This window comes from Tistrella mobilis (assembly GCF_039634785.1).
Lineage (GTDB): Bacteria > Pseudomonadota > Alphaproteobacteria > Tistrellales > Tistrellaceae > Tistrella > Tistrella mobilis.
In genome coordinates this window covers 36,198-61,409 of the sequence record NZ_JBBIAB010000006.1, presented here as the reverse complement: position 1 = coordinate 61,409, position 25,212 = coordinate 36,198, and the positions used below count along the sequence as shown (strand labels likewise).

The 25,212-nt window shown below is 69.5% G+C and carries 23 protein-coding genes; 13 read left to right on the top strand and 10 right to left on the bottom strand.

The window, feature by feature from the left end; genetic code table 11:
- The first annotated feature begins 16 nt into the window (after positions 1–16).
- From WI697_RS10165 to WI697_RS10155, 3 genes are all read left to right on the top strand, one after another.
- Positions 17–700 (top strand): FadR/GntR family transcriptional regulator, encoded by a 684-nt coding sequence (locus WI697_RS10165; protein WP_345958360.1) that lies wholly within the window; start codon positions 17–19, stop codon positions 698–700.
- A gap of 67 nt (positions 701–767) precedes the next feature.
- Positions 768–1,781 carry an allantoicase gene (alc, locus tag WI697_RS10160; RefSeq protein ID WP_345958359.1) on the top strand — a complete coding sequence of 338 codons (1,014 nt, stop codon included), beginning with the start codon at positions 768–770 and terminating at the stop codon, positions 1,779–1,781.
- Between the two features lie 8 nt (positions 1,782–1,789).
- Positions 1,790–2,317, top strand: a complete 528-nt coding sequence (locus WI697_RS10155; protein WP_345958358.1) for an ureidoglycolate lyase — start codon at positions 1,790–1,792, stop codon at positions 2,315–2,317.
- 4 nt (positions 2,318–2,321) lie between these two features.
- Here WI697_RS10155 and WI697_RS10150 read toward each other — a convergent pair whose 3' ends face one another.
- Positions 2,322–3,722: an aminotransferase-like domain-containing protein gene (locus WI697_RS10150; RefSeq protein WP_345958357.1), complete on the bottom strand. Its 1,401-nt coding sequence runs from the start codon at positions 3,720–3,722 to the stop codon at positions 2,322–2,324.
- Between the two features lie 190 nt (positions 3,723–3,912).
- On the opposite strand from WI697_RS10150, the gene WI697_RS10145 reads away from it, so the two are divergent.
- The 5 genes from WI697_RS10145 (at position 3,913) to WI697_RS10125 (ending at position 7,565) form a co-directional block, all read left to right on the top strand.
- Entirely contained in the window at positions 3,913–4,059 is a 147-nt protein-coding gene (locus WI697_RS10145) for a hypothetical protein (protein WP_345958356.1), read from the top strand.
- Between the two features lie 123 nt (positions 4,060–4,182).
- Entirely contained in the window at positions 4,183–5,472 is a 1,290-nt protein-coding gene (locus WI697_RS10140; RefSeq protein WP_345958355.1) for an MFS transporter, read from the top strand.
- Positions 5,405–5,854, top strand: coding sequence for an RrF2 family transcriptional regulator (locus WI697_RS10135; RefSeq protein ID WP_345958354.1), 450 nt, complete (start codon positions 5,405–5,407; stop codon positions 5,852–5,854). The genes WI697_RS10140 and WI697_RS10135 overlap by 68 nt, the downstream gene beginning before the upstream one ends.
- A complete protein-coding gene (locus WI697_RS10130; protein WP_345958353.1) occupies positions 5,854–6,702 on the top strand; it encodes an HPr kinase in 849 nt (282 codons plus the stop codon). Before WI697_RS10135 ends, WI697_RS10130 begins: the two co-directional genes overlap by 1 nt.
- The gene (locus WI697_RS10125) at positions 6,699–7,565 is read left to right on the top strand and encodes a sulfotransferase domain-containing protein (protein WP_345958352.1); all 867 of its coding nucleotides are present in this window, start codon (positions 6,699–6,701) and stop codon (positions 7,563–7,565) included. Before WI697_RS10130 ends, WI697_RS10125 begins: the two co-directional genes overlap by 4 nt.
- 1,425 nt (positions 7,566–8,990) lie before the next feature.
- On the opposite strand, the gene glcF is transcribed toward WI697_RS10125, so the two are convergent.
- From glcF to ykgO, 4 genes are all read right to left on the bottom strand, one after another.
- Positions 8,991–10,322 carry a glycolate oxidase subunit GlcF gene (gene glcF / locus WI697_RS10120; protein WP_345958351.1) on the bottom strand — a complete coding sequence of 444 codons (1,332 nt, stop codon included), beginning with the start codon at positions 10,320–10,322 and terminating at the stop codon, positions 8,991–8,993.
- The gene (gene glcE, locus WI697_RS10115; protein WP_345958350.1) at positions 10,319–11,551 is read right to left on the bottom strand and encodes a glycolate oxidase subunit GlcE; all 1,233 of its coding nucleotides are present in this window, start codon (positions 11,549–11,551) and stop codon (positions 10,319–10,321) included. Before glcE ends, glcF begins: the two co-directional genes overlap by 4 nt.
- A 4-nt stretch (positions 11,552–11,555) precedes the next feature.
- Positions 11,556–13,043: an FAD-linked oxidase C-terminal domain-containing protein gene (locus WI697_RS10110; protein ID WP_345958349.1), complete on the bottom strand. Its 1,488-nt coding sequence runs from the start codon at positions 13,041–13,043 to the stop codon at positions 11,556–11,558.
- Positions 13,044–13,250: 207 nt separating this feature from the next.
- Entirely contained in the window at positions 13,251–13,376 is a 126-nt protein-coding gene (gene ykgO / locus WI697_RS10105) for a type B 50S ribosomal protein L36 (protein WP_014748080.1), read from the bottom strand.
- Positions 13,377–13,605: 229 nt separating this feature from the next.
- Between ykgO and WI697_RS10100 the strand changes: the two genes are divergently transcribed.
- The gene (locus WI697_RS10100; RefSeq protein WP_345958348.1) at positions 13,606–14,202 is read left to right on the top strand and encodes a hypothetical protein; all 597 of its coding nucleotides are present in this window, start codon (positions 13,606–13,608) and stop codon (positions 14,200–14,202) included.
- Here the strand turns inward: WI697_RS10100 and WI697_RS10095 are convergent.
- Entirely contained in the window at positions 14,199–15,170 is a 972-nt protein-coding gene (locus WI697_RS10095) for a class I SAM-dependent methyltransferase (RefSeq protein ID WP_082828472.1), read from the bottom strand. The two genes, WI697_RS10100 and WI697_RS10095, sit on opposite strands and share 4 nt — an antisense overlap.
- A 351-nt stretch (positions 15,171–15,521) precedes the next feature.
- On the opposite strand from WI697_RS10095, the gene WI697_RS10090 reads away from it, so the two are divergent.
- Both WI697_RS10090 and WI697_RS10085 read left to right on the top strand, forming a co-directional pair.
- Entirely contained in the window at positions 15,522–17,441 is a 1,920-nt protein-coding gene (locus tag WI697_RS10090) for a LodA/GoxA family CTQ-dependent oxidase (RefSeq protein ID WP_345958347.1), read from the top strand.
- Positions 17,413–18,606 (top strand): NAD(P)/FAD-dependent oxidoreductase, encoded by a 1,194-nt coding sequence (locus WI697_RS10085; protein WP_345958346.1) that lies wholly within the window; start codon positions 17,413–17,415, stop codon positions 18,604–18,606. The genes WI697_RS10090 and WI697_RS10085 overlap by 29 nt, the downstream gene beginning before the upstream one ends.
- 18 nt (positions 18,607–18,624) lie before the next feature.
- Here the strand turns inward: WI697_RS10085 and WI697_RS10080 are convergent, their stop codons facing one another.
- Complete coding sequence (locus WI697_RS10080) at positions 18,625–19,224, bottom strand: hypothetical protein (protein WP_345958345.1); 600 nt, start codon at positions 19,222–19,224, stop codon at positions 18,625–18,627.
- Positions 19,225–19,367: 143 nt separating this feature from the next.
- On the opposite strand from WI697_RS10080, the gene WI697_RS10075 reads away from it, so the two are divergent.
- Complete coding sequence (locus WI697_RS10075; RefSeq protein WP_345958344.1) at positions 19,368–19,709, top strand: helix-turn-helix domain-containing protein; 342 nt, start codon at positions 19,368–19,370, stop codon at positions 19,707–19,709.
- A 165-nt stretch (positions 19,710–19,874) separates the two neighbouring features.
- Here WI697_RS10075 and WI697_RS10070 read toward each other — a convergent pair whose 3' ends face one another.
- The 3 genes from WI697_RS10070 to WI697_RS10060 all read right to left on the bottom strand — a co-directional run bounded on the left by WI697_RS10070 (position 19,875) and on the right by WI697_RS10060 (position 23,257).
- A complete protein-coding gene (locus WI697_RS10070) occupies positions 19,875–20,036 on the bottom strand; it encodes a PIN domain-containing protein (RefSeq protein ID WP_345958343.1) in 162 nt (53 codons plus the stop codon).
- Positions 20,037–20,372: 336 nt separating this feature from the next.
- Positions 20,373–21,377, bottom strand: coding sequence for a fatty acid desaturase (locus tag WI697_RS10065; protein ID WP_345958342.1), 1,005 nt, complete (start codon positions 21,375–21,377; stop codon positions 20,373–20,375).
- 332 nt (positions 21,378–21,709) lie between these two features.
- Positions 21,710–23,257, bottom strand: coding sequence for an acyl-CoA carboxylase subunit beta (locus WI697_RS10060; RefSeq protein ID WP_345958341.1), 1,548 nt, complete (start codon positions 23,255–23,257; stop codon positions 21,710–21,712).
- A 200-nt stretch (positions 23,258–23,457) separates the two neighbouring features.
- Between WI697_RS10060 and WI697_RS10055 the strand changes: the two genes are divergently transcribed.
- A complete protein-coding gene (locus WI697_RS10055; RefSeq protein WP_345958340.1) occupies positions 23,458–25,203 on the top strand; it encodes an AMP-binding protein in 1,746 nt (581 codons plus the stop codon).
- Positions 25,204–25,212: the final 9 nt, after the last annotated feature.

Sequence of the window (25,212 nt, the reverse complement as noted above, 5' to 3'; positions counted from 1 at the left end):
GCCGAAGGAGCCGGATTTGGCCCGAGACAGCGTTCCCGAATACGTTGCCGAGCGCCTGCAGCGCATGATCCTGGCGGGAGAGCTTGCCCCCGGCGAGGCGCTGCCGGCCCAGCGCACGCTTGCCGAACGTCTGGGCGTCAGTCGCACATCGCTCAGGGAAGCGCTGACCGTGCTCGAAACCCTGGGTCTGGTGCGGGTGCGGGCCGGCAAGGGTGTCTTCGTCTCCGACCCGTCTGCCGACGACACCGCCCCGGGGCCGCGCGGCGACCGCTACACCCATGCCGCCCGGGTCTATCAGCTGCGGCTGGCGATCGAGCCCTTCGTCTCGGGGCTGGTTGCGATCACCGCCGCCGATGCCGAAATCGACCGGCTGGCCGAGACGGTGGCCGAGATGCGGGCCGCCCTCGCCGAGGGCGATCTGGTGCGCGCCGCCCAGGCCGATGGCGATTTCCACCAGCGGCTTCTGGTTGCGGCCGGCAACCCGCTCTTTCCGGCGGCGATGCGCCCGGCCGGGCCGATGCTGGCCGAAACCCGGCGCATCCCCTTCGCCAATCGCGAAAGCGTGCGCGCGCCGCTGGATGAACATGAACGCATTCTGGCGCAGATCCGCGCCCGCAGCCCGCAGGGTGCGCGCGATGCCATGCACCGCCACATCCTGTCCGCCGCCAGCCGCGCCGGCGTCGGCGTGCTGCGGCCCTGACCACGGTTTTCAGGCTCCCACCGCGTGCCCCGCCGCGGGCCCCCATCACGGAACGGACATCAGATCCATGCCGAGCTTCGCCCCCACCGCCGCCGTCAACCTCGCCTCCCGCGCGCTGGGTGCGCGCACGCTCAGCTGTTCCGACCAGTTCTTCGGCGCGCTGGAGCGGCTGATCGACGATGCCGCACCGGTGTTCATCCCCGGCAAATACGACGAGGCCGGCAAGTGGATGGATGGCTGGGAAACCCGCCGCCGGCGCGATGACGGGCATGACTGGTGCGTGCTGGCGCTGGCCGCCCCCGGCTGGATCGACGCAATCGAGATCGACACCCGCCATTTCACCGGCAACTACCCGGCCGCCGCCGGTCTGTGGGCGATTGCCGCGACCGACCCGGCCGACACCCCCGCCGCCGATGATCCGCGCTGGCAGCCGATCCTGGCCCCCGCGCCCCTTCAGGGCGATGCCCCCAACGCCTTCCTGCCCGATCCGGCAGTGCGCGCGGCCGATGGCCGGCCCTGGACGCATCTGAAGCTCGACATCTTCCCCGATGGCGGCGTTGCGCGGCTGCGCATTCTGGGCCGCCCGGCCGGCCTGCCGGCACCGCGCGCCGACGGGCTGGTGGAGCTGTCCTCGGCCCTGGGCGGCGCCCGGGTGATCGCCTGGAACGATGCCCATTACGGCGACCCGCGCAACCTGCTGCTGCCCGGCCTTGCGCCGCGCATGGAGGATGGCTGGGAAACCCGGCGGCGGCGCGAACCCGGCCACGACTGGTGCATCATTCGTCTGGCGACGCCGGGCAGGGTTGCATTTATCGAAATCGACACGCGTGAGTTCAAGGGTAATTATCCCGACACCTGCTCGGTTCAGGGCGTGATGGCGCCCGATGCCGCAGATGCGGCCACCGTGCCGCAGAGCCTGTTCTGGGCAGAAATCCTGACCTCCCGCAAGCTTGGACCAGATGCGCCGCACGGCTTTACGCCCGATGCGGATCGCGTGGTGTCCCACATCCGCTTCAACATCTTCCCCGACGGCGGCGTCAACCGGTTGCGCATCTTCGGTGTGCCCGGCGCCGTGGAGTGAGCGTCCAGATGCAGGCTTATCCCCGCACCATCTTAAGGCCGCGGCGCCTGACCCGCGCGGCCTTCGCCCCCTTCGGCGAGGTTCTCGACGCCGCCGATCCCGGCCGCGCGCCGATCGCGATCAATGGCGGCACGACGCTGCGCTATGATCAGCTCGCGCGGGTGGAGACGGATGACGAGGGCTATGGTGCGATCAGCCTGTTCCAGGCCCATGAAGCGGTCTCGCTGCCGCTGGTGATCGAGGTGATGGAACGTCACCCCCTCGGCAGCCAGGCCTTCATGCCGCTCACCCGCTGCCGCTTCGTGATCGTGGTGGCGCCGGCCGCCAGCCGCCAGCCCGATCCGGCAAACATGCAGGCCTTCGTCACCGACGGCCGCCAGGGCGTCAGCTATCGCCGCGGCACCTGGCATCTGCCGCTCACGGTGCTGGACATGGCCCATCTTCTGGTCGTCGACCGCAAGGGCCCCGGCTGCAACCTCAACGAACACGTCTTCGCCCCCGGCACCGGCCCGCTGCTGCTGCCGCACGAAGTCTGACCGTTCAGCCCAGCGGATCCTTCAGAAACGCCCGCGCCCGCGGATCCGCCGCGGCGGCGATGTTGATCCTGAGCCACGGCCCCTCGTCCAGTCCCGGCCGGAAGACCGCGCCGGAGACCAGGCCGATGCCGCGGGCTGCCGCCGCGTCGACCAGCAGGCGGGCATCGGCTGCGTCGTCATGGGCCGCCCAGACGAACATGCCGCCGCGGGGGTCGGCGAAAAGCCGCCAGCCGGCCCGGCGCAGCGCCGGCAGCAGGGCGGCGCGCTGGCGGGCCAGGCGCCGGGTCAGCGCCTCGGCCGTGCGCCGCAGGCCGCCGGTCTCGATCAGCACCGCCATCACCTGTTCGGCGAAGCGCGACGAGGCGACCGAGGACAGCATCTTTACATCCACCAGCCCGCGCATCCGCGATGGCGCCGCCGCCACATAGCCCACCCTGAGCGCGGATGAGAGCGGTTTCGAGAAACTGCCCACCATCACCACCCGGTCGAGCCCGTCCAGCGCCGCCAGCCTGACGGCCGGGCTGCCTTCTTCGAAATCGGCATAGATGTCGTCCTCGATGATGGTCAGGTCGTGGCGCGCCGCAACCGTCAGCAGGCCATGGGCGATCTGCGGCGTGGTGGTCGATCCGGTCGGGTTGTGGAGCACACCGTTGGTCACGAACAGCCGGGCACCGCTTGCGGCCGCCGCCGCGTCCAGCGCCTGAAGATCCGGCCCGTCCGCCCGGCGCGGCACCGCCACCATGCGCACGCCCTGCAGGCGCAGCAGGCCGAAAAGGTTGTGATAGCCCGGATCTTCCACCAGCACCGCATCCCCCGGCCGGGTCAATGCGCGGATCACCACATCCAGCGCCTGGCTGGCGCCGGTGGTCAGCATCACCCGGTCTTCCGCCACCGGCACCGACAGCCGGGCCAGGCGCTGCGCCACCAGCCGGCGCAGCCGCGGCTCGCCCAAAGGCGTGCCGTAATCGATCAGCGCCCGCCCGCCCTCACGCGTGACCCGGCGGATGGCGCGCGCCAGATCGGTGGTGTCGTGCCAGTCGTCGGGCAGCCGCCCGCCGCCCAGCCTGAGCAGCGCCGGCCGGTCGTCATAAAGCCGCCACACCCGGTCCGCCACCGCCGCCACCCCGCCCGGATCGGGGGCGGCCGGCGGCAGCGGCGCCGCAGGCGGCGCCACCCGGAACCCCACCCCCGGCCGCGACAGGATGCGCCCCTCGGCCACCAGCCGGTCATAGGCCTCGACCACCGTGTTGCGGCTGACCCCCGTCTCTGCCGCCAGCCGGCGGATCGACGGCAGGGCCGCGCCCGCGGCCGTCTCGGGCCCGTGCGCATCGATCCAGGCGATCATGGCGGCGGCCAGCTGATCGGCCAGCGGTTCAGGGCGGCTGCGGTCGAGCGGCGGGATCATCGGGTCGGCTCACCAGGCTGGATCGGATCCGCCAACCGTACCGCCCGACCAGGGGGACGGTCGAGCCCCGCGCGTGATCCTCCGTTGCCGGACACAATCATCGTTTACCGCCGCCACGCACCGCCCTGGCGACAGGATCGCGCAGCCGTCATGCTGTTGATCGAGCCCCAGCTGCAACGGAGCCGGACGGATGACCGACAAGCCGGAAACCACGCCCCCGACATCTCCGAAGGCGGAGCCGCCCAAGGCCGGCCCACCGGCGGCGGCAGACGAACTCGGCGACGACCAGCTCGACCAGGTCTCGGGCGGCATCGCCCCCAGGCCCAGGTTCAGCTGAACCGTACCTGTCAACGGCAGGTACAGTCCGGTCGCCTCAGGCGCGGCCCGTCCCTGGCGGGGCGCGGGATCCGGCGGCAGCCTGACCGGTGCGGCATCTTCGCCGCGCCTGAAAGGCTGCCCGATGACGCTCGATCTCAACGCCGCCCACACGCGCCCCCGCCGCAGCGGATCGCCGGCCCGGCTGGCGCTGGCCCTGCTGACCGTCACGACGGCGGCCAATCTGCACACGCCGCTGGCGGCCCGGCTGGCGGCGGCCGATGGTCACGGCACCGCCATGGCCGGCCTCGCCTTCGCGGCCTATGTCGGCGGCGCCCTGCCGGTGCTGCTGGCCGGCAGCGGCCTGCCCGACCGGCTGGGGGCGGCGCGCACGGCCAGGCTCGCCCTCGGCCTCGCCATCCTGGCCGATCTGGTCATGATCCTCTGGCCGGGCATCGTCACCCTCGGCCTGTCGCGGGCCCTGCTCGGCATCGCGGTCGCCACCACCTCGACCCTGGCACCGGCGCTGATGACCGCGCAGTTTCCGCCCGGCACCGATCCGCGGCGGATCGCGGCACAGGTTTCGGTCGCCACCACTTTCGGCTTCGGGTTCGGTGCCGCCGCAACCGCGCTCTGCCTGCTGATCGATCCGCTGGCCTGGATGCGCCCGTTGAGCGGCCCGGCCTGGATCGGCCTCGCCTGTCTGGCCCAGGCCGCGCTGCACGGCCTGCCCGATGCGCCGCGTCTGGCGACAAACGGCACCGTCTTCCGGCGCCCGGCCTTCCCCCCCGGCACGCTGGTCTTCGGCGGCGCGATCTGCATCGCCTGGGCCGTGGTCGGGCTGGTGATCGCGGTGCTGCCCGCCACCCTCGCCCGCGCCGGGCTTGGCGCCCATGCCGGTTTCGCCACCTTCCTGGTGATCGTGCCCGGCATCCTGGCTGTGCCGGCGGCCCGGCGCATGGCCCCGGAACGGGCGATCCGCCGCGGCCTGCTGGTGCTGGTAGCCAGCTATCCGCTCATCGCCTGGGGCGCCCTGTCGGGCAGCATCGCGGCGGTCTTCGCCGGCACGGCGATGGCTGCCACCGCCTGCTACGGGTTGATCCATGCGGGCGGCCTCGCCGGCGTGCTGATGCGGGCCGGCGAGGCCGCCACCCGGGCGACTGCCGGCTTCTTCCTGCTCGCCTATACAGGCTTCAGCCTGCCGGTGATCCTGACCGGCGTCGTCGCCGACCAATGGGGGCAGAAGACGGCCCTGACGGGTTTCGGCGCCGTGCTCGGCCTTGCAGCGTTGATCCTGTGGCGTCATTCCACTATCTCTACCGGCCACAAAGACTTTCTGACGCGGCCTGCGGAGACCCCCGACCAAAATGCTGACCAACAAGGGCAAGTACGGGCTCAAGGCCCTGGTGCATCTGGCGGGCAAAGAGCCGGGTGAGCTGTCCCTGGTCTCCGATATCGCTGCTGAAAACGAGATCCCCAAGAAGTTCCTCGACGCGATCCTGGGCGAGCTGCGCAATGCCGGCTTCGTGCACAGCAAGAAGGGCAAGGGCGGCGGCTATACCCTCGCCCGCCCGGCCTCCGACATCCGGATCGGTCATGTAATCCGGGTGCTCGACGGCCCGCTCGCCCCGATCGCCTGTGCCAGCCGCCGTTCCTATCGCCGCTGCGAGGACTGCATCAACGAGGAACAATGTGCGGTGCGGCTGATGATGATGGATGTCCGCAATGCCATCGCCGGCATCCTCGACAACCGCACGCTTGCCGAAATGCGCAACCTGTCGGATGCCGACCGCCAGACCCTGATGTACCACATCTGATGGCAAGCGCACCCGCTGCCGTCCCCGAGATCACCGTCACCGAAGGGCCGCTGCCGCCCTTGCCCGACGCGCCGCCGCTGGATGCCGGCCCGCTGATCCGGATCGAGGCCGACCGCAGCATCCGCCTTACCGGTCCCATCGGCGGCGCCTGCCATCTGGATGCCGCCGCCCGGCATGCGGTGATCGACACCACCGGCGCCGCCGATCCCGCGGCCGCCCGGCTGCTGCTTGCCGAAGACATGCTCCCCGGCCTTGCCTGCCATATCCACGGCCTGCTGCCGGTTTCGGGCACGGCGGTGGTGGTCGGCGGGCGGGCCGTGCTGATCACCGGTGTCTCCGGCAGCGGCAAATCCCTGCTTGCGGCCGAACTCCTCGCCCGCGGTCATCATCTGCTGGCCGACGGCATCGTCGTGCTCTCGGGCCTGCCGGGGCCGGCGCTCATCCTGCCCGGCCCGGCCGGGCTCACCCTGCATGCCGATGCCAGTGCCCGTTCCGCCGATCGCCTCGATGGCCCGCCGCCACAGCGGCGCCGGGCGGGGGTGCCGCGGCTGCGTCATCTGCCGACGGCGCAGCACACGACCCCCCTGCCCGTGACGGCGGTCTTCCACCTCTGGCAGACCATCGGCGGCAGCGATCTGGAGGTCTTGCCGGCCCGCGGCCTCGAAGGCTTCCAGACCATGGAGGGCAACGTCCGCCAGCTTCATGAAGGCCGCATCCTGCGCGGGCCCCGTCCGATCTTCGCCGGGGTCGCGGCCCTGCTCGGCCATGTGCCGCTCATTCGTCTGCGTCATCGCCGCGACTGGCAGGCCCCGGCCCGGCTCGCCGATCATATCGAGGCCATGTCATGACCGCGCCCCGCATCACGCCGGGGGACGGCTTCGTCTGGGTGACCGCCTATCCCAAATCCGGCAGCACCTGGCTCCGGCTGGCGCTCTGGAGCCTGAAGCACGGCGGCGCGGCGCCGGATTTCGACGTGCTCGATCAGGGCTGGCTCACCATGGCCAGCAACCGGGCGCTTTTCGATCGCTGCCTCGGCCTCGACAGTGCCTGGCTCACCGATGACGAGGCGTCGAACCTCCGCCCGGCGGCCTTCGCGCGGCGGCTGACGGCGGAACCCGGCCTGCATCTCCACCGCACGCACGAGGCCTTCACCGCCACACCCGACGGTCGGCCGGTCTTCCCCCCGGCGCTCACCCGCGGCGGCCTTTATCTGATCCGGGATCCGCGCGATCTTGCGGTCTCCAATGCCCATCACTGGGGGCTGTCGATCGATGCCGCGATCGATTTCCTGGCCAGGCCCGATGCCGCGCTCGATACCGGCGGCGAGGGGCTTTACGGCCAGCTTCGCCAGCCGCTCGGCAGCTGGTCGGCCCATGTCGACAGCTGGACCGCCGCCGCTTTGGGGTTTCCACGGCTGATCATCCGCTACGAGGACATGGTCGCCGATCCGCACCAGGCCTTCGCGCGCATCGCCGGTTTCCTCGGCTGGCCCGATGATCCGGCAACCGTCGCCGGTGCGGTCGCCGGCACCACATTCAGCCGCCTGCAACGCCGCGAAGCCGAAACCGGCTTCACCAACGCCGCCGCCCCCGGCCGGCGCTTCTTCCGCCAGGGCCGCGCCGCCGGCTGGCCGGGCGCGCTCACCCCCGCCCAGGCAGCCCGGATCGAAGCCGCCCATGGCACGGTGATGGCCCGGTTCGGCTATCGCTGACCGATCCGCGCCCCTTTGACGATGAAGATCGGCTGTCAATCAGGCATCGCAGAGACCTCCCGACTTGAATACAATCATTTTGAAGCGCCAAGCCGAGAGAATATGTCCTCTCCTCAAAATGAAAGCTGACGCGATATGATGAAAAAGATCTGCAACCAGAAGATCTCCACCTCGCGCAAAGCCTGGCAAAAGCCCCAGCTGAGCCAAACCCCGACGTCAACGACGGCGTTTGGTGGCGGCGGCAGGGCTGACGGCAAATTCACAAACTCCTGATCCGGTTCTTGCCGCGCCGGCAACCGCACCCGGCGGCGTCATCCCCGCCGACGCCGCGCCGCCCCCTTGCAGATCTGGTAATCACCAACGGTTCATGCCGTGTCTGAAACAGGCCTCTGGCAGATGCGCGCGGCCCCGGCCCGCTTCGCCCGGCTCGCGGCCGCCCATGGCACGGTGATGGCCCGGTTCGGCTATCGCTGACCGATCCGCGCTCCTTTGACGATGAAGACCGGCCGTCGATCAGGCATCGCATAGACCTCCCGACTTGAATACAATCATTTGAAGCTGCAAGCCGCAGGGAATATGTCCTCTGCTCAAAATGAAAGCTGACGCAATATGACGAAAAAGATCTGCAACCAGAAGACCTCCACCTTGCGTAAAGCCTGGCACAAGCCCCAGCTGAGCCAGACCCCGATGTCAACGACGGCGTTTGCCGGCGGCGGTAGGGCTGACGGCAAAGCCAGCATGTCTTGATCCGGTTCTCGCTGCGCCTGCTACCGCACCCGCCGGCGTCCAGGATACCTGCGTGATGATCCGGGCCAAACAGCCCGGGGCGCCGCGCCGCCCCCTTGCCGATCTGGTGATCACCAACGGTTCATGCTGTGTCTGAAACAGGCCTCTGGCAGATGCGCGCTGCCCCCGGCCCGCTTCGCCCGACTCGCGGCCGCCCATGGCACGAGGACGGCCCTGTCCGGCGGCTATCGACCGATCCGCGCCCCATTCAGAAATGACGATCGACCGTCGATTCGGCAGATATACATCTCTGGTGTGAATATTATATCATATTGCAGGCTTTAAGCCGACAGGGTGATCCCTCTATCCAGAAATGAAAGCTGCCACCACATGGCTAAAAAGGTCGACAACCGGAAGGCCCTCCCCTCACGCCAAGCCTGGCGTAAGCCCCAGCTGAGCCTGAGCCCGGCATCAGAAACGGCGTTGGCCACCGGACCAAACTGGGACGGCAATGCGGGCACATCCTGATCCCTTTCAGTTTTCCCCCAATCACCCGTCCAGCGTCATAGCCGCCGGGGCCTCGGATACCGGCGTGGTGATCCGGGCCAGACAGCCCGGCTCGCCGAATTGCCGATGTCGGAAACCGCTATCGGTGGCATGACCAACCTCGACAGCGACGACAACGTCTCCTGACCAGGCTCACACCACCCCGTCGACCGCCCCGGCCAGCGCCTCGGGCACCGGGCCGCCGGTCAGCCAGTCGGCCAGTTCGACGGTATGAATGAAGCAGGCCTCGGGCAGATGTGCGGCAATCTGGGTCAGACAGCCCAGATTGCCCGCCGCCACCACCGCTGCCCCGGTGCGGCGCAGGTTCTGCGCCTTGCGGGCACCCAGCCGCCCGGCCAGTTCGGGCTGCAGCATGTTGTAGGTGCCGGCAGAGCCGCAGCAGATATGGGGCTCCGCCGGTTCCAGCGGCTTGATGCCCAGCCGTTTCAGCACCTCTTTCGGCACATCGCGGATCTTCTGGCCGTGCTGCAGCGAACAGGCGGCGTGATAGGCGACCGGCAGCCCGGCCGGCAGGCTGCGCACCGGTGTCAGATCCAGATCCGCCAGCACCTCGGTCACGTCGCGGGCCAGCCCCGCCACCAGCCGGGCCCGATCGGCATAATAGGCATCGCCGGCCAGAAGATGGCCGTAATCCTTGATCGGCGTGCCGCAGCCCGACGTCGTGACCACGATCGCATCCAGCCCGCCCGGCTGGTCCGCCAGCGCCGCCCAGGCGGCGACATTGCGCCGGGCCTGATCCCGCGCCTGCTCCATCAACCCCATATGCTGGACCAGCGCACCGCAGCACCCGGCCTCGCGCGCCACCACCACATCGAAGCCGTGGCGGGTCAGCACCCGGATGGTCGCGGCGTTGATCCCCGGCGCCAGCACCTGCTGGGCGCAGCCGGCCAGCAGCGCCACCCGCCCCCGGCGGGTACCTTCGGCCGGCCAGAGCTGCGGCCGGTCGGTCGCCGCCGGTGCCGGCAGCTCGTCGGGCATCAGCGCCATCATGGCCTTGAGTTCGGGCCGGAGGGCGCCCAGCCAGCGGCCGATGCCCAGCCGTTTCGCGATCCGCCCGCCGATCAGCGCCGCCCGGAACCGGCCCGGATAGGGCAGCAGCCGGGCCAGCAGCCCGCGCAGCAGCCGTTCGGGCAGCGGCCGGGTATAGGTCTCCGCCACCCGCGCCCGCGCCATGTCGGACAGATGCATGTAATCCACGCCCGACGGGCAGGTGGTCATGCAGGCGAAACAGCCCAGGCAGCGGTCGATATGGCGCACGACATCGGCCGTCGCCGGCTCGTCGCGTTCCAGCATGCCCTTCATCATATAGATCCGCCCGCGCGGGCTGTCGCGCTCGTCGCCCAGTTCCAGAAAGGTCGGGCAGGTGGCGGTGCAGAAGCCGCAATGCACGCAGCGCCGCAGGATCTGCTCGGCCTCGGCGATCGCGGGGTCGGCCAGGCGCTCGGGGGCGAAACTGGTCTTCATGGTTCCATCTCCACAGCGCGCATGCGGCCCGGATTCAGCAGACGAAGCGGATCGAAGCCCTGGCGCACCCGTTCCGACAGGGCGGCCAGCCCCGGCGGCTCGGGCTCGAACACCGGCACCCGGCGGCGCAGGGCCGGGGCTGCGCGCATCAGCGTGGCATGGCCGCCGCCATGGCGGGCAATCAGGGCCCGCAGCGCCGCGGCGCCGCCGTCATCCCCGGTCCCCGCCGGCACCGCCAGCCAGACCAGGCCGCCGCCCCAGTCGATGAAGCCGCGGGCCCCCACCCCTGCCACCGCATCATACAGCAGCGCCGCGCCCGCAGCCGGCGGCACCGACAGCCGCCAGACCACCTCTTCCGCCTCGGGCGCCAGGATCGGCACAACCTCGGCAAGCCCGGACCACAAGTTTTGGCTGCGGGCCAGATCCAGCACCGCCGCGCAGCCGCCAAGCCCGCTGTCTTCCGCCCGGCCCACCCGGTCGCCCAGCGCACCGTCGGGGCCTTCGAAACGCACCAGCAGCGCACCGTCCCGCGCATCCGGCAGATCGGCGGCCCGCGCCAGCGCCGCCGGCAGCCAGGCCAGCGCCGTCGGCTCCAGCGGCCCGGCCTGCAGCCGGGCCATGGCGGCCACCGCCGGTGCCGCCGCCATCGGCAGCACCAGGGTGACGGCATCTTCGGGCGCCGGCAGCACCTTCAGCGTCATCTCGGTCATCAGCGCCAGCGTGCCGAAACTGCCGGCGATCAGCTTGGGCAGGTCATAGCCGGTGACGTTCTTCACCACCTTCGCCCCGGCCTTGAAGCGCTCGCCGCGGCCGCTCACCGCCTCCAGCCCCAGAAGATGGTCGCGGGCGCTGCCGGCGCGGATCCGTCGCGGCCCCGCCAGCCCCGCCGCAACCGTGCCGCCCAGGGTGGGCACCGCATCGGGCGCGCCGCAAAGGGCGGCAAGGCCCGGCGGCTCGAAGGCCAGCATCTGGCCGCGCCCGGCCAGCAGGGCCGCCACCTCGGCCAGCGGCGTCGCCGGCCGCGCGGTCAGCATCAGCTCTTCCGGCTGATAGTCCACGATGCCGGTCAGCGCCCCCAGATCCAGCCGCGCCGCCGCCTCGACCGGCCGGCCCAGCCCCGCCTTGCTGCCGCCGGCCGCCACCGCCAGGCTTCGGCCGGCCGCGGCCGATGCGGCCACGATCTCCACCAGCTCCGCCGCATCGGCGGGCCTGAAGCTTTCCGTGGTCATCGGCTCAGAACCTCGGCAGATGGGCGTGGGGCAGCTGCCCGTGATGGACATGCATCCGGCCCAGCTCGGCACAGCGATGCAGGGTGGGGAACACCTTGCCCGGGTTCAGCAGCCCGTCGGGGTCGAAGGCGCATTTCAGCCGCTGCTGATGGGCCAGATCGGTTTCGGTGAACATCTCGCCCATCAGATCGCGCTTTTCGATGCCGACGCCGTGTTCGCCGGTCAGCACGCCGCCCAGCCGCACGCAGGCCTTCAGGATCTCGGCACCGAAGGCCTCGGCCCGCTCCAGCTCTCCCGGGGCATTGGCATCATACAGGATCAGCGGATGCAGATTGCCGTCGCCGGCATGGAAGACATTGGCGCAGCGCAGCCCGTATTCGCGCGTCAGCCCGGAAATGATCCCCAGCATCTCGGGCAGCCGGCCGCGCGGGATGGTGCCGTCCATGCAGTAATAGTCGGGCGAGATCCGCCCCACGGCAGGGAAGGCCGCCTTGCGTCCGGCCCAGAAGCGCTGGCGTTCGGCCTCGTCGCGGCTTTCGCGCAGGCTGGTGGCCCCGGCCGCGCGCGCGATGGCGGCGACCCGGGCGATCAGCGCCTCCACCTCGGGCCCCGGCCCGTCCAGTTCGGCGATCAGCAGGGCCTCCACATCCAGCGGATAGCCGGCATCGCAAAAGGCCTCCGCCGCATGGATCGCATCGCGGTCCATCATCTCCAGCCCCGCGGGCACGATCCCGGCCCCGATGATTTCGGCCACGCAGGCGCCGGCATCGGCCACCTGCGGAAAGCCCATCAGCAGGGCGCGCACGGTTTCGGGCCGCGGCAGCAGCCGCACCGTCACCTCGGTCACCACGCCCAGCAGGCCTTCCGATCCGGTCAGCACGCCCATCAGATCATAGCCGCCGGCATCCATATGCCGGCCGCCCAGCCGGACCACCGTGCCGTCGATCAGCACGATTTCCAGCCCCAGGATGTTGTTGGTGGTGACGCCGTATTTCAGGCAATGCACCCCGCCGGCATTCTCGGCGACATTGCCGCCGATCGAACAGGCGATCTGGCTGGACGGGTCGGGCGCGTAATACAGCCCATGTGCCGCGACCGCGGTGGTGATCGCCAGGTTCGGCACCCCCGGTTGCACAACCGCACAGCGATTGGCAACGTCCACATCCAGAATACGGTTGAACCGCCCCAGGCCGAGCAGCACCCCGTCGGCCAGCGGCAGCGCACCGCCCGACAAAGAGGTCCCGGCCCCGCGCGGCACCACCCTTATGCCGCGCCGGGCGCAGATCTTCAGCACCCCCGCCACCTCGTCGGTCGTGGCCGGCAGCACCGCGACCAACGGCTTCTGGGCATAGGCGGTCAGCCCGTCATTCTCGTAGACCTCCAGCCCGGTCTGGTCGGCGATCACCGCATCGCGCCCCAGCAGGGCGCGGAATTCGGCGATCAGCTCGTCTCTCTGGGCAAGGGCTGCGGCTTCGGGGGCGGGCATGCGCATCGGGTCGTCTCCTCGGGTCGCGCGGCGCGAGGTTGAACGCAGAGCAGACATCATATACCGCCCGACCGATCCGGAAACGCGAAACGCTTCAGACGCGAAACGGCCGCCGTCCCGAAGGACGGCGGCCGTTTCGAAAGCGTCCCCCGGGCACGACGTCCCGGGATCATCGCAAGTCCGGCGCCGAAGGCTGCCGGCCGATCCGATGGATCAGCCCTGGCGGCACTTCATGCGCGGGTTGGACTTGTTGATGATGTAAACGCGGCCCTTGCGGCGCACGACGCGGCAGTTCTTGTCGCGCTTCTTGGCGCTCTTCAGGGAGTTGATCACCTTCATCGGTCTGGTCCTCGCGGGTTCACGCGCCCTCGGGCACTGCCCCGGGCTCCTCCTCAGGCGAAAAGTGCGCGGAGGATATCGATGCCCCCTGCGGCTGTCAACGCGGAAGCGCGGGGTTTTGATCATGCCCCGCGGCCGCATGCGGCCGCATCGTCGGGGCTGATCGCCGCGGCCGGTTTCGCCCACTCTGACAGGGACCGGCCCACCGCAATCAGGCTCTGCCCGACCAATGACGATCACCGCCTTCGATCTTGCATCGCTTGCGTATACGGCCGCCCGCCTGGCGATCGAAAGAACCGGCAGGTCGCGCGGCACCGTGGCGGCACGGCACCGCCTGATCCGCAAGGCGCGGCGTGCCATGGTGGCCGCCGACAGCCTGGTCCGGCAGCTGGACGACGGGTCCGGGCCCGCCGCCGACATGCCCCCGCGCGACCCGGAAACCGGACTGCCGGTCTGGTACGTGCAGCTGTGGGTGCCGGCCGGCCCGGTCGATGCGGACATGCCGCCGCCGCTGGACTGGGCGACCAACCCGACCGAGGCGGTGGTGTTCCGGCGCATGACGCTGTTCGACGGCTATATCTGCCCGCGCTGGCGGTACCGCATCTTCAGCCCGCTGGACCATCCGGGCATGATCGCCATCGATTACGACACCCCCTGGTGGGTGCAGAACGCCGGCGCCTGGGTCGACTGGTGGCGGGCCTCCCCCTTTGTCGACACGCCGCCGGACCCGCCCGAATTTCCCTTCCCGGATCCCTGGGCCCCCCGTCCCGATCCCCGCCGCCGCCCGGGGCGGCCGCGTCGGCGAAAACCCGGCACGGAGACCTAGCGCCCCACCCGTCGGGCATACACCCGGTACACCTTCAGATGGCCGCGTTCGATCAGCGTGGCGCGCGCCGCCCACATCTCGATCTCTTTCAGCAGCGCCCGGCGGAAGCCGCGGGTCATGTTGCCGCCCTCCAGCCGTTTGGCGAAATCCGCCCAGCCGCGGCGGATCATCCGGTGGACCAGTTCGCTGATGTCGTCGCGGATGCGCACATCCAGGCGCAGGGCCTCCATGGTCGCCAGCGCCTCGTCCAGGCTCCAGGGGTCGGGCATCACCGGTTCCACCGCCGCCCAGGTCCGAAGATCGGGGATCACATAGCCCCGGGACGGCAGCATATAGTCGGTGAACAGCATCTGGCCGGTCTGCGGCTTCAGCGCACCGGCCAGGTTGCGGATCAGCTGCGGCTTGTCGGGCATGGTGAACAGCGCTTCCCGGCTGATCACCGCGTCATAGATGTTCGGTTTGAGCTTGCTTTCCCCGGCATCGAAGCGCTGCACCGGCGCCTTGCGGCCAAGCCCGGCCTTGGTCGAATACTCGTTGCCGCGTTCGGCCAGCAGCGGGTCGGGCTCGAAGGCGGTCACCCAGGCATCGGTCTGCTTCGTGATCGCGCGGGCCACCCCGCCCAGCCCGGCGCCGATATCCAGCACCTGCATGGAATTGTCCAGGCTCAGCGGCCGGATCAGCTCGTCGACCAGTTCCGGGCCGCCGGGCTGGATGAAGCCTTCCCCCCACAGATGTTCGGCGACCGTGATCCGGTCCACCGTCCACAGCGGCCCCTTGCCCTTTTTGCCGATCACCTGGTCGTCCGACGGCGGATCGGGGTCCACCCGGTTGATCAGATCCAGGATCGGCAGGGCCGGCGTCGGCGCCGGCAGGGCGAGCACCGGCCGATTGCGCCCGCGCCACCACGCCAGGAACCGCTGCCGCAATCCCGGCCGCGTGGGCTTCCGCCGCGCTGATTGTCGCGCCATGCGTCGCGTGATCTCCGTGCCTGTCGTTCGCCCCGTCCCGGCCGCACCCGCGCGGCCCCGACAGCATAGACGGCGAAGGCGGGTCCGCTCAATCGCGGACCGCCGCGGAATGCATGGGATGCAAGCGGATGCCGCCGGCCGTCCGGCTGCGCTCGTTCAGGACTTATCGCCTGAAAGATGCGCGCCTTGCAAACAAAGCGCGCCCCTAGAAAAGATCCGATGCATTCCGGGATGTCTGCTGGCATCATGTGCCCAACAAGTCTCGATAACCGGCGCCGGCGCGGCGCCGGCAGCAGGATGACCGAAGGCCATCCCGGGATCGGGGCCGATGGACAAGGGGAGGCAGGACGAATGGCAGAGATCGTGCGGGCGGCGATCCACCCGGCAATCGGGGTGGCACGCATCGGCGATGCCGCCACGGCGTATTACATCGGCCCTGAAGTGACCACACCGCAGCCTGAAGAGCCCGGTTTCTATCGCGACGAGGCCGGCGCGCTGAAGCGGCAGGCGGCGCGGTTCCGCATTTATGGCCTCGACGCCGAGGGCCGGGTGGTGCGCGAGCTGACGGCGGCGGATGCCGACATCACCTGGACGGTGCATCCGGTGAACCGCAAGGCGGCCTGGTACCAGTTCCAGGCAGCGCTGGACATTCCCGAGGCGGCGACCATGGCGGTGCCGCGCCGCAACCCCGACATCCCCTTTGCCGAGCGGGGCATTCTGGTGATCGATCCCGGCCCGCGCAGCATCTCGGGACCCGATGTCTCGGGCGGCGCCGAACATGCCTTCGACACCGGAAAGTTCAAGGACACGGTGGTGCCGCTGGGCGAGATCCGGACCGACGATGCCGGGCGGCTGCTGTTCCTGGGCGGGCGCGGGGCCTCGGCCTCGCCCTCGGGGGCGCCGGTCTACCGGCCCGAGGATCCGAACAGCTTCAACAATGCCGACGACTGGTACGACGACACCTCCGACGGGCCGGTGACGGCGGCGGTGGTGCTGGATGGCCGGCCGCTGCCGGTGGAACCGGCCTGGGTGGTGGTGGCGCCGCCGAATTATGCGCCGGACGTGATTTCCTGGCGCACGCTCCACGACCTGTTGACCGACACCTATATTGAAAGCGGCCGGCTGCCGATGCCGGATATCGCCTCCTTCGCCCGCGACATCCAGCCGGTGCTGCAACGGCTGACCGGTCTGCAATGGGTGAACAAGGGCTTTGCCGGGCTGTTCGGCGCCGGCGGGCCGATGGATTTCACCGATCCCGCCCTGATCGACAAGCTGGCGACCCCGCCCGCGGGCGGCGACGACCCGTGGATGGAGCTGCGGCGGAACATCTGCAACGCCTTCCGCGCGCCCCACACCATCGCCTGCGAGCCCAGCGTCTGGCCCTGGCTCTATGGCGACGCCTATGGCTCGTTCCAGTCCGATGATCCGAACAACTACCTGCCGATGTCGCCGACCCGGGCGGCGCTGATGGAAATGTGGGTCGAGGGGCGTTTCATCGACGACCGGCCCTCGGGGCCGGCCCCGCACAGCATCGATCAGGTGCCGCTGGAAGATCAGCCGGCGATGCTCGACAAGGCGGCCCTGCATTTCTGCATCGCCGATGCCTTCCATCCGGGCTGCGAGGTCACCTGGCCGATGCGCCATGGCAGCATGTATCAGGCGCCCTATCGCCTGCGCCATCGCCCGGCCGGCCAGCCGGAGCAGGATTACGGCAAGGAACTGACCCAGGCGGTGGCGCTCAGCCCCGGCGGGCCGGTCTATGCCCAGGCGCCGGGGGATGTGACGCGCTGGATGGCGCTGCCCTGGCAGGGCGACACCGCCTTCTGCCGGTCGGGTTATGACGCGGCTTACGACCCCTATCTGCCGTCCTTCTGGCCGGCGCGGGTGCCGAACCAGGTGCTGACGGCGGAAGACTATCAGACCGTGATGAACGAAGACCTGCCGCATGGCCAGCGGGTGGCGGCCTTCCAGCGCCGGGCCAGCTGGATGCGCGGTTTCACCGGCAGCGTTGCCGATGTGATGGATCAGATGATCGCCCGCTTCGGCGCCCAGGGCATTGTCGAGGCGCGCCCGGGCGTGCAGGATGATCCCGATCTGCCACCGGTGATCTTCGTGGAAAGCCGCGGGGCCGCCCTGATGAAGGCCGCGTTCGCCGCGGCCGCCCCGGCCATGGGGCCCGACAGCGACGCCCGCCGCGCCGGCTGGGAAAGCGAAGCCCAGATGGAGGAGTTCCGGTCGATCCGTGTCCGCCACACCGACAGACGCCGCTGACGGCCATCCCGCACGGCCGGCCGCACCCGCCGGCCGTGTGGTCGATGTCCTGATCGCCGGCGGCGGCCCGGCGGGTGCGGTGGCGGCCCATGCGCTGGCCATGGCCGGGCGCCGGGCGATGATCGCCGATCCGGGGCGGCTGCATCCGGATGGGCGGGACATGAAGATCGGCGAGGCCCTGCCCGGGGCCGCCGCCGGCTTCTTCCGGGCGGCCGGCCTGCCGCCGCCCGATCCTGCCCGTCATGGCCGCGTCCGCGGCACCCTCTCCGCCTGGGCCTCCGACGAGCTGGAAGCGACCGATTTCCTGCGCAGCCCCGACGGCCCCGGCTGGCGGCTGGACCGCCCGGCTTTCGATGCCGCGCTGCGCCGGGCGGCGATCGATGCCGGCGCCGGCCGGCGCCGGGCGCGGGTCGTGGCGGTCCGGCGGGAGAGCGGCGATACGGCGCCGGATACGGCCCCCCTCTGGCGGGTCGATGTCTCCGATGGCGGGCCGCCGGTGTGGGCGCGCTGGCTCATCGACGCCACCGGGCGGCGGGCGGCGCTTGCCCGCCAGCTGGGCGCTGGCCGGCTGCGCGACGACCGGCTGATCGCCATCTTCGCGCGGATTTCGGTCACCGACGGGCCGATGGCCGATCCGGGGTTCGACCGCACGGTGATCGAGGCGGTGCCCGAAGGCTGGTGGTATGCGGCACGGCTGCCGTCGGGCGCCGTGATGGCGGCGCTGCACACCAGCCCGGCCACGGCGGCGCGGATCCTGGCCGACCGGCCACGCTGGCATGCGGCCCGGCTCGCCACCCGTCATCTGGCCCGGCTGACCGGCCATGCCGATGCCGGGGCGGCGCTGGATCCGGTTGCCGCCTGCGATGCCGGCGGCACGGCGCTCGATCTTCTGGCGGGGGCCGGCTGGATTGCGGCCGGCGATGCCGCCCAGGCTTATGACCCGCTCTCGGCGCAGGGCCTGCTCTCGGCCATGCATGCCGGCCGCCAGGCGGCCCGCGCGGTGGATGCGGCACTCGGCGGCGACAGCAGCGCCATCCCTCAGGTGGTGGCGGCGCAGGCGCGCCTGCGCGCCATCTATCGCGGCCGCCTGGCCGCCTATTACGCCCAGGCCGCGGGGCGGTTTCCGGGGGCGGAATTCTGGACGGGCCGGGCGGGCCAGGGCTGACCCCGGCCACGCCCCTTCTCAGTTGGATGGGGAGGCGGCCGGGGAAGCGGACGGGGGCGGAGCGGCGCCACCGGACAGACAGGCCGTCACCACATCGGTGACCACGGTTGCGGTGCCGGTCACGTCGAAGCGCTGCAGGGGCAGCCGGGCGCCGTGCATCTCGAACCGCGTTTCGCCGGCCAGCCGCTCCAGCAGCGCCAGATCGCCTTCCGGCCGCAGCATGTCGGGCGTGGGCCCGGCCCACCAGACACCGGCCTCTGCCGGCCCGTCCCCCACCCGCCACACCACCTCCAGCGCCGCCACCCCCGGCGGCACCCGCCCGCCGGCGCGGGCCGCCCCGGCCAGTGCCACCCAGTACAGCACCGGCCCGCCACCGGCGCGGCAGCTGGCGACCAGCACACTCTCCCGCCCCTCGGCCGCCAGATACCAGACCGGCCGCGCGCCCCCATCCGGCGGGGACGGGTCGAAAGGGACAAGTTCAGGCGGCAGGCGTTGCCAGGCGGCATGGGCGGGGGGTGGGAGGGTGACGGAGAGCGCGACCGCCACCATGGCCGCCACCCGCCGGCCCGATCTACCCCCGCCCGATCTGCGCCCACCCCGCCGGTTTCCCGTCGCCATGCCCCTGCACCTGCCCCATCCGCGGTTGATCCGCACGCCCCCCATGCGCCGAACGCCACCCATACCCTAAAATTACGTGGGGTAAAAGACCCCGTGAATTACGCAGATGGTCAGCCGATGGCTTTGTCCGCAGGATCGGGCCCATGGACATCGGCATTCACATCGGCACACGCATCAGAGCGTTCCGCGAAGCCCGCGGTCTGACGCAGGCGCAGCTTGCCCAATTGATGCGCAAGAACGTCGAAACCATCTCCAATTTCGAACGCGGCCGGGTGATCACCAGCATCCGCACGCTCGACCAGCTCGCCCGCATCCTGAACGTGCGGATCGCCGACTTCTTCCTCGACACCCTGCCCGCCCCCGGCGAACTGCAGACCATGTCCGACAGCGCCCTGAAAGTCCTCAACGGGGTGAAGCTGTTGCCGGAAGAAGATGTGGAACTGCTGGCGGGGATTGTGGGGGTGATGGAGCGGCGGCGGCGCTGAAAAGCGTGTCCGAAGACGGGAGATACCCGCCTTTCTTTCTGGCTGAAATCACAAAACCCGCCGTATCAGGCGGGTTTTGGATCGTAAACCGTTGACGATGAGGGGAGGCGTTCGCCCGCATTCTCAAAGCCGATGTCGGGACTGTCGATCAGCGGCGGCCGGAAGTCAATCAACCGGAGAGGCAGCAGCCCCCCGTCGCAATTCGGCCTTGCTGATGGCGCTGAGGAAAAGCTCCGTCGGCTCGTGCCGCGCGAACCAGTCCAGGACCACAGCCGCGGGGACGGCGCGCATCACGTCCGAGATGACATTGGTGTCGACCAGAATCATGCGTGCGATCCGCAGCCCTCAGGAAAATGACGGCGGTTCGCGCATTGTCCCCCGCCCCGGAACCTCCAGATCCACCCCACCAATGGCGGCAAAGCGAGCATGGATGGTCCGGCCCAGGTTTTCCGGCGCGGCGACCGAGGCGGCGTGTCAGCGCGTCGTCCAGATCGTGGATGGTGATGCTGGTCATGACCCTGTCTCCGGCCGTGTCCGTTCAGGTCGCCAGGCCGGCGAATGCGCAGAGCAGCGGGTCTGTGGCCCGGCTCCACATGCGGGTCACCAGACAGGTTCTGACAACCGCCTGAAATCCCAGACGATCCCTCGATCAGTCATCGCCTTTCACGACCGGGGGGCTGCCTCGCGGAACGTGACCATGCGTCCGCGCTGCTCGTCCCACAGGGCATAGCGCACCGCGCCGAGCCCCGCCTTGAGGGACAGGGTCGGAACATCATGCAGCTCGCGGATCGACTCATGACATTCCTGGAGCCGATAGTTGGGGATGCGTGCATTCAGATGATGCACATGATGAAAGCCGATATTCCCGGTAAACCATTGCAGAACGGCCGGCAGGCGCAGACAGGTCGATCCTTGCAGGGATGCTGAGACCGGATCCCAGTCGCGCTCGCGCGCCCACCGCGTCGTCTCGGCCCGATGCTGGACGGAAAACAGCCACACGCCGATGATCGACGCCAATATCATGATCGGAAGTTGTATGCTCGCCACCTCACCGAAGCCGAGCAGCAGACCCAGGCCACCGAATATCGCGACCAGCGCCGCATCGGTCACATAGACCGCCCGACGCTCGCGTCGCCAGGTCGGCGGTGCATCGAACGGCACCCGGTACAGCCCCAGAAAGACCAAAGGCGGCAGGAGAAGATTGGCGACCAGCGGATGCCGGGTGATCCGGTACCACCAGCGCCGCTGCCGGCTGAGGTCGTTGTATTCGGCCACGGTGAGGCAGGACGAATAGATGTCGGCGCCGCTCTGCCGGCGGTCGAGGTTGTTCCACACGCCGTGATGGCCCGCATGCTGACGGCGCCAGGATGCGTAAGGTGCCAGCGTGAAGAGGCTGCAGGCAAAGCCCAGAAGATCGTTTGCACGGCGCCCGCGAAAAAACGACCAGTGCCCGCAATCATGCTGAATGATGAAGATGCGTACCAGAAACCCGGCGGCCAGCGGAGCAAGTGCCAGCGAAAGCCAGTAGGATATATCGCTTAAGAGATACATGGCGGCACAGCTGGCCCAGAAGCCACCGAACGACGTCGCCACCTGGAGGAGGCTTTTGTATAAGATCGGCGCCTGGAATTGCCGCACATCCCGCCGCAGATCCGCTGATGTATTCATGCTGTGTACTCTTGCCGGGCTGAAATCACCAGAGGGCCTGGAAGGAAACGGTTCGGGATGACTTTGGTTCCGCGTGTGCGGCTGTCTTCGGCGTGCCCGTCTTTCTGACGACCGCCTTCTGCAAAGTGATGGCACCCCATACACCTGATATCGCCCGGACCTGCGACAATTATCCAGGCGTCGATACGTTCTGTCCCGTCTTCAACATATGGTGTCCCGACCTGCCACAAACAACAGGCCGCAATACTTTCAGAATATTCGATGGCCGGACATCCGGGAGCGAAGCCCCGCCTGATGGCAGGGCTTCGCGGAAGCAGGTGGCATGGATGCCCTCAGGGCCTGAACCCCGCCGCCCTGAAGCCCGGCTTGCGCAGCGGGGCGGCCAGGTTGGCGAATTCGCAGAGCAGCGGGCGGGTGTCGCGGGGGTCGATGATTTCCTCGATCGAGAAGGCCTCGGCGCTGCGGAAGGGGGAGCGGACCTTTTCCAGGCGGTCGGTGATTTCGGCCATCGCCGCCTCGCGGTCGGGGGCCTTGTCCAGTTCGGCGCGATAGGCCACCTCGATGCCGCCTTCCATCGGCAGAGAGCCCCAGTCGCCCGAGGGCCAGGCAAAGCGATAGCGCGCGCGGGTATGGTTCATCATTGCCGCGCCGGCCACGCCGAAGGCGCGGCGGATGACCACCGTGCACCAGGGCACCCGCGCCTGATACACCGCCGACAGCGCCCGGGCGCCGTGGCGGATGGTGGCGGTCTTCTCGGCATCCAGCCCGATCAGGAAGCCCGGGATGTCGACCAGATGCACCACCGGCAGGTGGAAGGTGTCGGCAAGGTCCACGAAGCGCACCACCTTCTGCGCCGTGTCGGCCGTCCAGCCGCCGCCGTAAAAATGCGGGTCGCTGGCCAGCACCGCCACCGGCCAGCCGTCGATCCGGGCGAGGCCGGTGATGGCCGAGCGGCCGAACCACTTGCCCATCTCGAAGAAACTGCCCTGGTCGACCACCGATTTCACGATCCGGCGCATGTCATAGACCCGGCGGCGTTCCCGGGGCACCGCCTTGATCAGCCAGTCGTCGCGGCGCTCCGGATCGTCGGTCGGCGCAATCCGGGGCGGCAGTTCGTCCACCGAGGACGGCAGGTAAGAGAGGAAACGGCGGGCGCGCTCGAACGCCTCGGCCTCGCTTTCGACCACATCGTCGACCGCGCCGGCTTTGGCGTGGATCATCGCGCCGCCCAGCTCTTCCTTGGTCAGGCTTTCGCCGGCACGCGCCACCACCGCGGGGCCGGCGATGAACATCTGCGAGATGTCCTTCACCATCAGCGAATAATGGCTCGCCACCGTCTTGGCGGCGCCCAGCCCCGCGACGGATCCCAGCGCCAGCGCCACGACCGGGATGGTTTCCAGGTTCTGCACCACCACCTCCCAGCCGGGATTGGCGGGGACATAGGTATGGCCGATGGTCTCGTAGGATTTGACCGAGCCGCCGCCGCCGGTGCCGTCGACCAGGCGGATCAGCGGCTGGCGGTATTCCCCGGCCAGCTTTTCGCACTGCACCTGCTTTTCGTGGATCGAGGCATCGGCCGCACCGCCGCGGACGGTGAAATCGTCGCCGCCCACCACCACCGGCCGGCCGTCGATCCGGCCGCGGCCGAAGACGAAATTGGCCGGCGACAGATCGACCAGCTGGCCGTCGGCATCATAGCTGCCGCGGCCGGCCACCGAGCCGATCTCGCGAAAGCTGCCCTGGTCCAGCAGGGCGTCGATGCGCTCCCGCACCGTCAGCTTGCCGTTGGCATGCTGGCGCGCGACCTTTTCCTCACCACCCATCCGCGCGGTCATCGCCTGACGACGGCGCAGTTCCTCGATATCGGCTTCCCAGCTCATGTGGAACGTTTCCTCGTTCTTGTTGTCGGCAAAGTATGGGCGATGCGTCAATGGTGATCAAATAAACGTTTGAATTACCCTGAGGCCGGTGCTTCACTTGGGCCCATGCGCGGGATCAGGGATCCGCTGCCGAAGACCGGGGCATGCCGGCCCCGCAGGAGACGGCGGACCGCCCGCGCGGGAGAGGAGATGCCTGGATCATGACCACCGCCGCCGCTGCACCCGCCACCGCGTCGGGCTTCGCCGATGAAGCCGCCTATCTCGCCCATGTCGCGAAGCTCCGCGAGGATCGCTGGCCGGCCGGGCTGCCGCGCCAGGCGCATTACCCGCTGGGCGAGATCGCGATCACCGACTATCTGAGCCGGCGCGCGGCCGCCAACCCCGACAAGACCGCGATCATCTTCTATGGCCGCGAGATCAGCTTCGGAGATCTGGACCGGCTGTCGGACCGCTTCGCCGCCCATCTGGCCGCGCTCGGCCTGGTGCCGGGCGACCGGGTCGCCGTGTTCCTGCCCAACTGCCCGCAATTCCTGATCGCCTTTTACGGCATCCTCAAGGCCGGCTGCATCCATGTGCCGGTCAACCCGATGTTCAAGGAACTGGAACTCGCCTACGAACTGAACGACACCGAAGCCAGGGTGATCGTGGTGCTGGACCAGCTTTATCCGCTGGTCCAGGCGGTGCGGGCCAAAACGGCGCTGAAGACGGTCTACACCACCGCCTTCGCCGACATGGCGCCCGAGGGTGAGCCCACCCTGCCGGTGCCGGCGGGGCTGTTCGCCGCCCCGCGCGACTGCGCCGGCGCCGATGGCCGCTTCATGGAGGTGCTGGCGGCGGAAACCAGCCCGCGCCCCGACCACGCCGCCGATCTGGATGCCTGGGCCGCCATCAACTACACCGGCGGCACCACCGGCATGCCCAAGGGCTGCATCCACACCCAGCGCGACATGGTCTATACCTCGGCCGCCTCGGCCAGCTTCGTGTCGCCGGGCGACGAGACCGACGTGCTGCTGAACTTCCTGCCGGTGTTCTGGATCGCGGGCGAGAATCTGGGCGTGCTGCTGCCGGTCTTCAGCGGCTCGACCATGGTGCTGCTGGCGCGCTGGGACGGCGATGCGGTGCTGGCCGCGATCGAGCGCTACAGGGTCAGCCGCGGTTCGATGATCATGGACAACATTGTCGAGCTGATGGACCGGCCCGACATCACCGCCCGCGATCTCTCGTCGCTGCGGTCCATGACCACGATCTCGTTCGTGAAGAAGCTGAACCCCGAATTCCGCCGCCGCTGGCACGAGTTGACCGGCCTCACGCTCCGCGAAACCTCATACGGCATGACCGAGACCCACACCTCGGACACCTTCACCACCGGCATGCAGACGGATGATTACGACCTGAAATCCGCCCCGGTCTTCGTGGGCTTCCCGGTCCCCGGCACCGAGGTCAAGATCTGCGATTTCGCCACCGGAGAGCTGAAGCCGCTCGGCGCCGAGGGCGAGGTGCTGATCCGCACGCCCTCTCTGCTCAAGGGCTATCTCAACAAGCCCGAGGCCACCGAACAGGCGCTGGTCGACGGCTGGCTGCGCACCGGCGATATCGGCGTGATAGAAGAGGACGGATCGTTCCGCTATCTGGGCCGGCGCAAGGAGATGCTGAAGGTCAAGGGGATGAGCGTCTTCCCCTCGGAAATCGAAACGCTGCTGGGCCAGCACCCGGCCATCGCCGGCAGCGCCGTGATCGGCCGCCCCGATGCCGACAAGGGCGAAGTGCCGGTCGCCTTCATCCGGCTGGACCCCGACCGCGCCGAAGGCATCACCGCCGACGTGCTCGACGCCTGGTGCCGCAAGGCCATGGCGGTCTACAAGGTGCCCGAAATCCGCATCGTCGACGCCCTGCCGATGACGGCCACCGGCAAGGTGAAGAAGGAAGAACTGGCGAAGAGCCTGTAAGAACGGCCT

Excerpts from the sequence above, each read along its gene's own strand:
- alc (WP_345958359.1), top strand. The coding sequence starts at position 768 with ATGCCGAGCTTCGCCCCCACCGCCGCCGTCAACCTCGCCTCCCGCGCG.
- WI697_RS10155 (WP_345958358.1), top strand. The coding sequence starts at position 1,790 with ATGCAGGCTTATCCCCGCACCATCTTAAGGCCGCGGCGCCTGACCCGC.
- WI697_RS10150 (WP_345958357.1), bottom strand. The coding sequence starts at position 3,722 with ATGATCCCGCCGCTCGACCGCAGCCGCCCTGAACCGCTGGCCGATCAG.
- WI697_RS10145 (WP_345958356.1), top strand. The coding sequence starts at position 3,913 with ATGACCGACAAGCCGGAAACCACGCCCCCGACATCTCCGAAGGCGGAG.
- WI697_RS10140 (WP_345958355.1), top strand. The coding sequence starts at position 4,183 with ATGACGCTCGATCTCAACGCCGCCCACACGCGCCCCCGCCGCAGCGGA.
- WI697_RS10135 (WP_345958354.1), top strand. The coding sequence starts at position 5,405 with ATGCTGACCAACAAGGGCAAGTACGGGCTCAAGGCCCTGGTGCATCTG.
- WI697_RS10130 (WP_345958353.1), top strand. The coding sequence starts at position 5,854 with ATGGCAAGCGCACCCGCTGCCGTCCCCGAGATCACCGTCACCGAAGGG.
- WI697_RS10125 (WP_345958352.1), top strand. The coding sequence starts at position 6,699 with ATGACCGCGCCCCGCATCACGCCGGGGGACGGCTTCGTCTGGGTGACC.
- glcF (WP_345958351.1), bottom strand. The coding sequence starts at position 10,322 with ATGAAGACCAGTTTCGCCCCCGAGCGCCTGGCCGACCCCGCGATCGCC.
- glcE (WP_345958350.1), bottom strand. The coding sequence starts at position 11,551 with ATGACCACGGAAAGCTTCAGGCCCGCCGATGCGGCGGAGCTGGTGGAG.
- WI697_RS10110 (WP_345958349.1), bottom strand. The coding sequence starts at position 13,043 with ATGCGCATGCCCGCCCCCGAAGCCGCAGCCCTTGCCCAGAGAGACGAG.
- ykgO (WP_014748080.1), bottom strand. The coding sequence starts at position 13,376 with ATGAAGGTGATCAACTCCCTGAAGAGCGCCAAGAAGCGCGACAAGAAC.
- WI697_RS10100 (WP_345958348.1), top strand. The coding sequence starts at position 13,606 with ATGACGATCACCGCCTTCGATCTTGCATCGCTTGCGTATACGGCCGCC.
- WI697_RS10095 (WP_082828472.1), bottom strand. The coding sequence starts at position 15,170 with ATGGCGCGACAATCAGCGCGGCGGAAGCCCACGCGGCCGGGATTGCGG.
- WI697_RS10090 (WP_345958347.1), top strand. The coding sequence starts at position 15,522 with ATGGCAGAGATCGTGCGGGCGGCGATCCACCCGGCAATCGGGGTGGCA.
- WI697_RS10080 (WP_345958345.1), bottom strand. The coding sequence starts at position 19,224 with ATGGCGACGGGAAACCGGCGGGGTGGGCGCAGATCGGGCGGGGGTAGA.
- WI697_RS10075 (WP_345958344.1), top strand. The coding sequence starts at position 19,368 with ATGGACATCGGCATTCACATCGGCACACGCATCAGAGCGTTCCGCGAA.
- WI697_RS10070 (WP_345958343.1), bottom strand. The coding sequence starts at position 20,036 with ATGATTCTGGTCGACACCAATGTCATCTCGGACGTGATGCGCGCCGTC.
- WI697_RS10065 (WP_345958342.1), bottom strand. The coding sequence starts at position 21,377 with ATGAATACATCAGCGGATCTGCGGCGGGATGTGCGGCAATTCCAGGCG.
- WI697_RS10060 (WP_345958341.1), bottom strand. The coding sequence starts at position 23,257 with ATGAGCTGGGAAGCCGATATCGAGGAACTGCGCCGTCGTCAGGCGATG.
- WI697_RS10055 (WP_345958340.1), top strand. The coding sequence starts at position 23,458 with ATGACCACCGCCGCCGCTGCACCCGCCACCGCGTCGGGCTTCGCCGAT.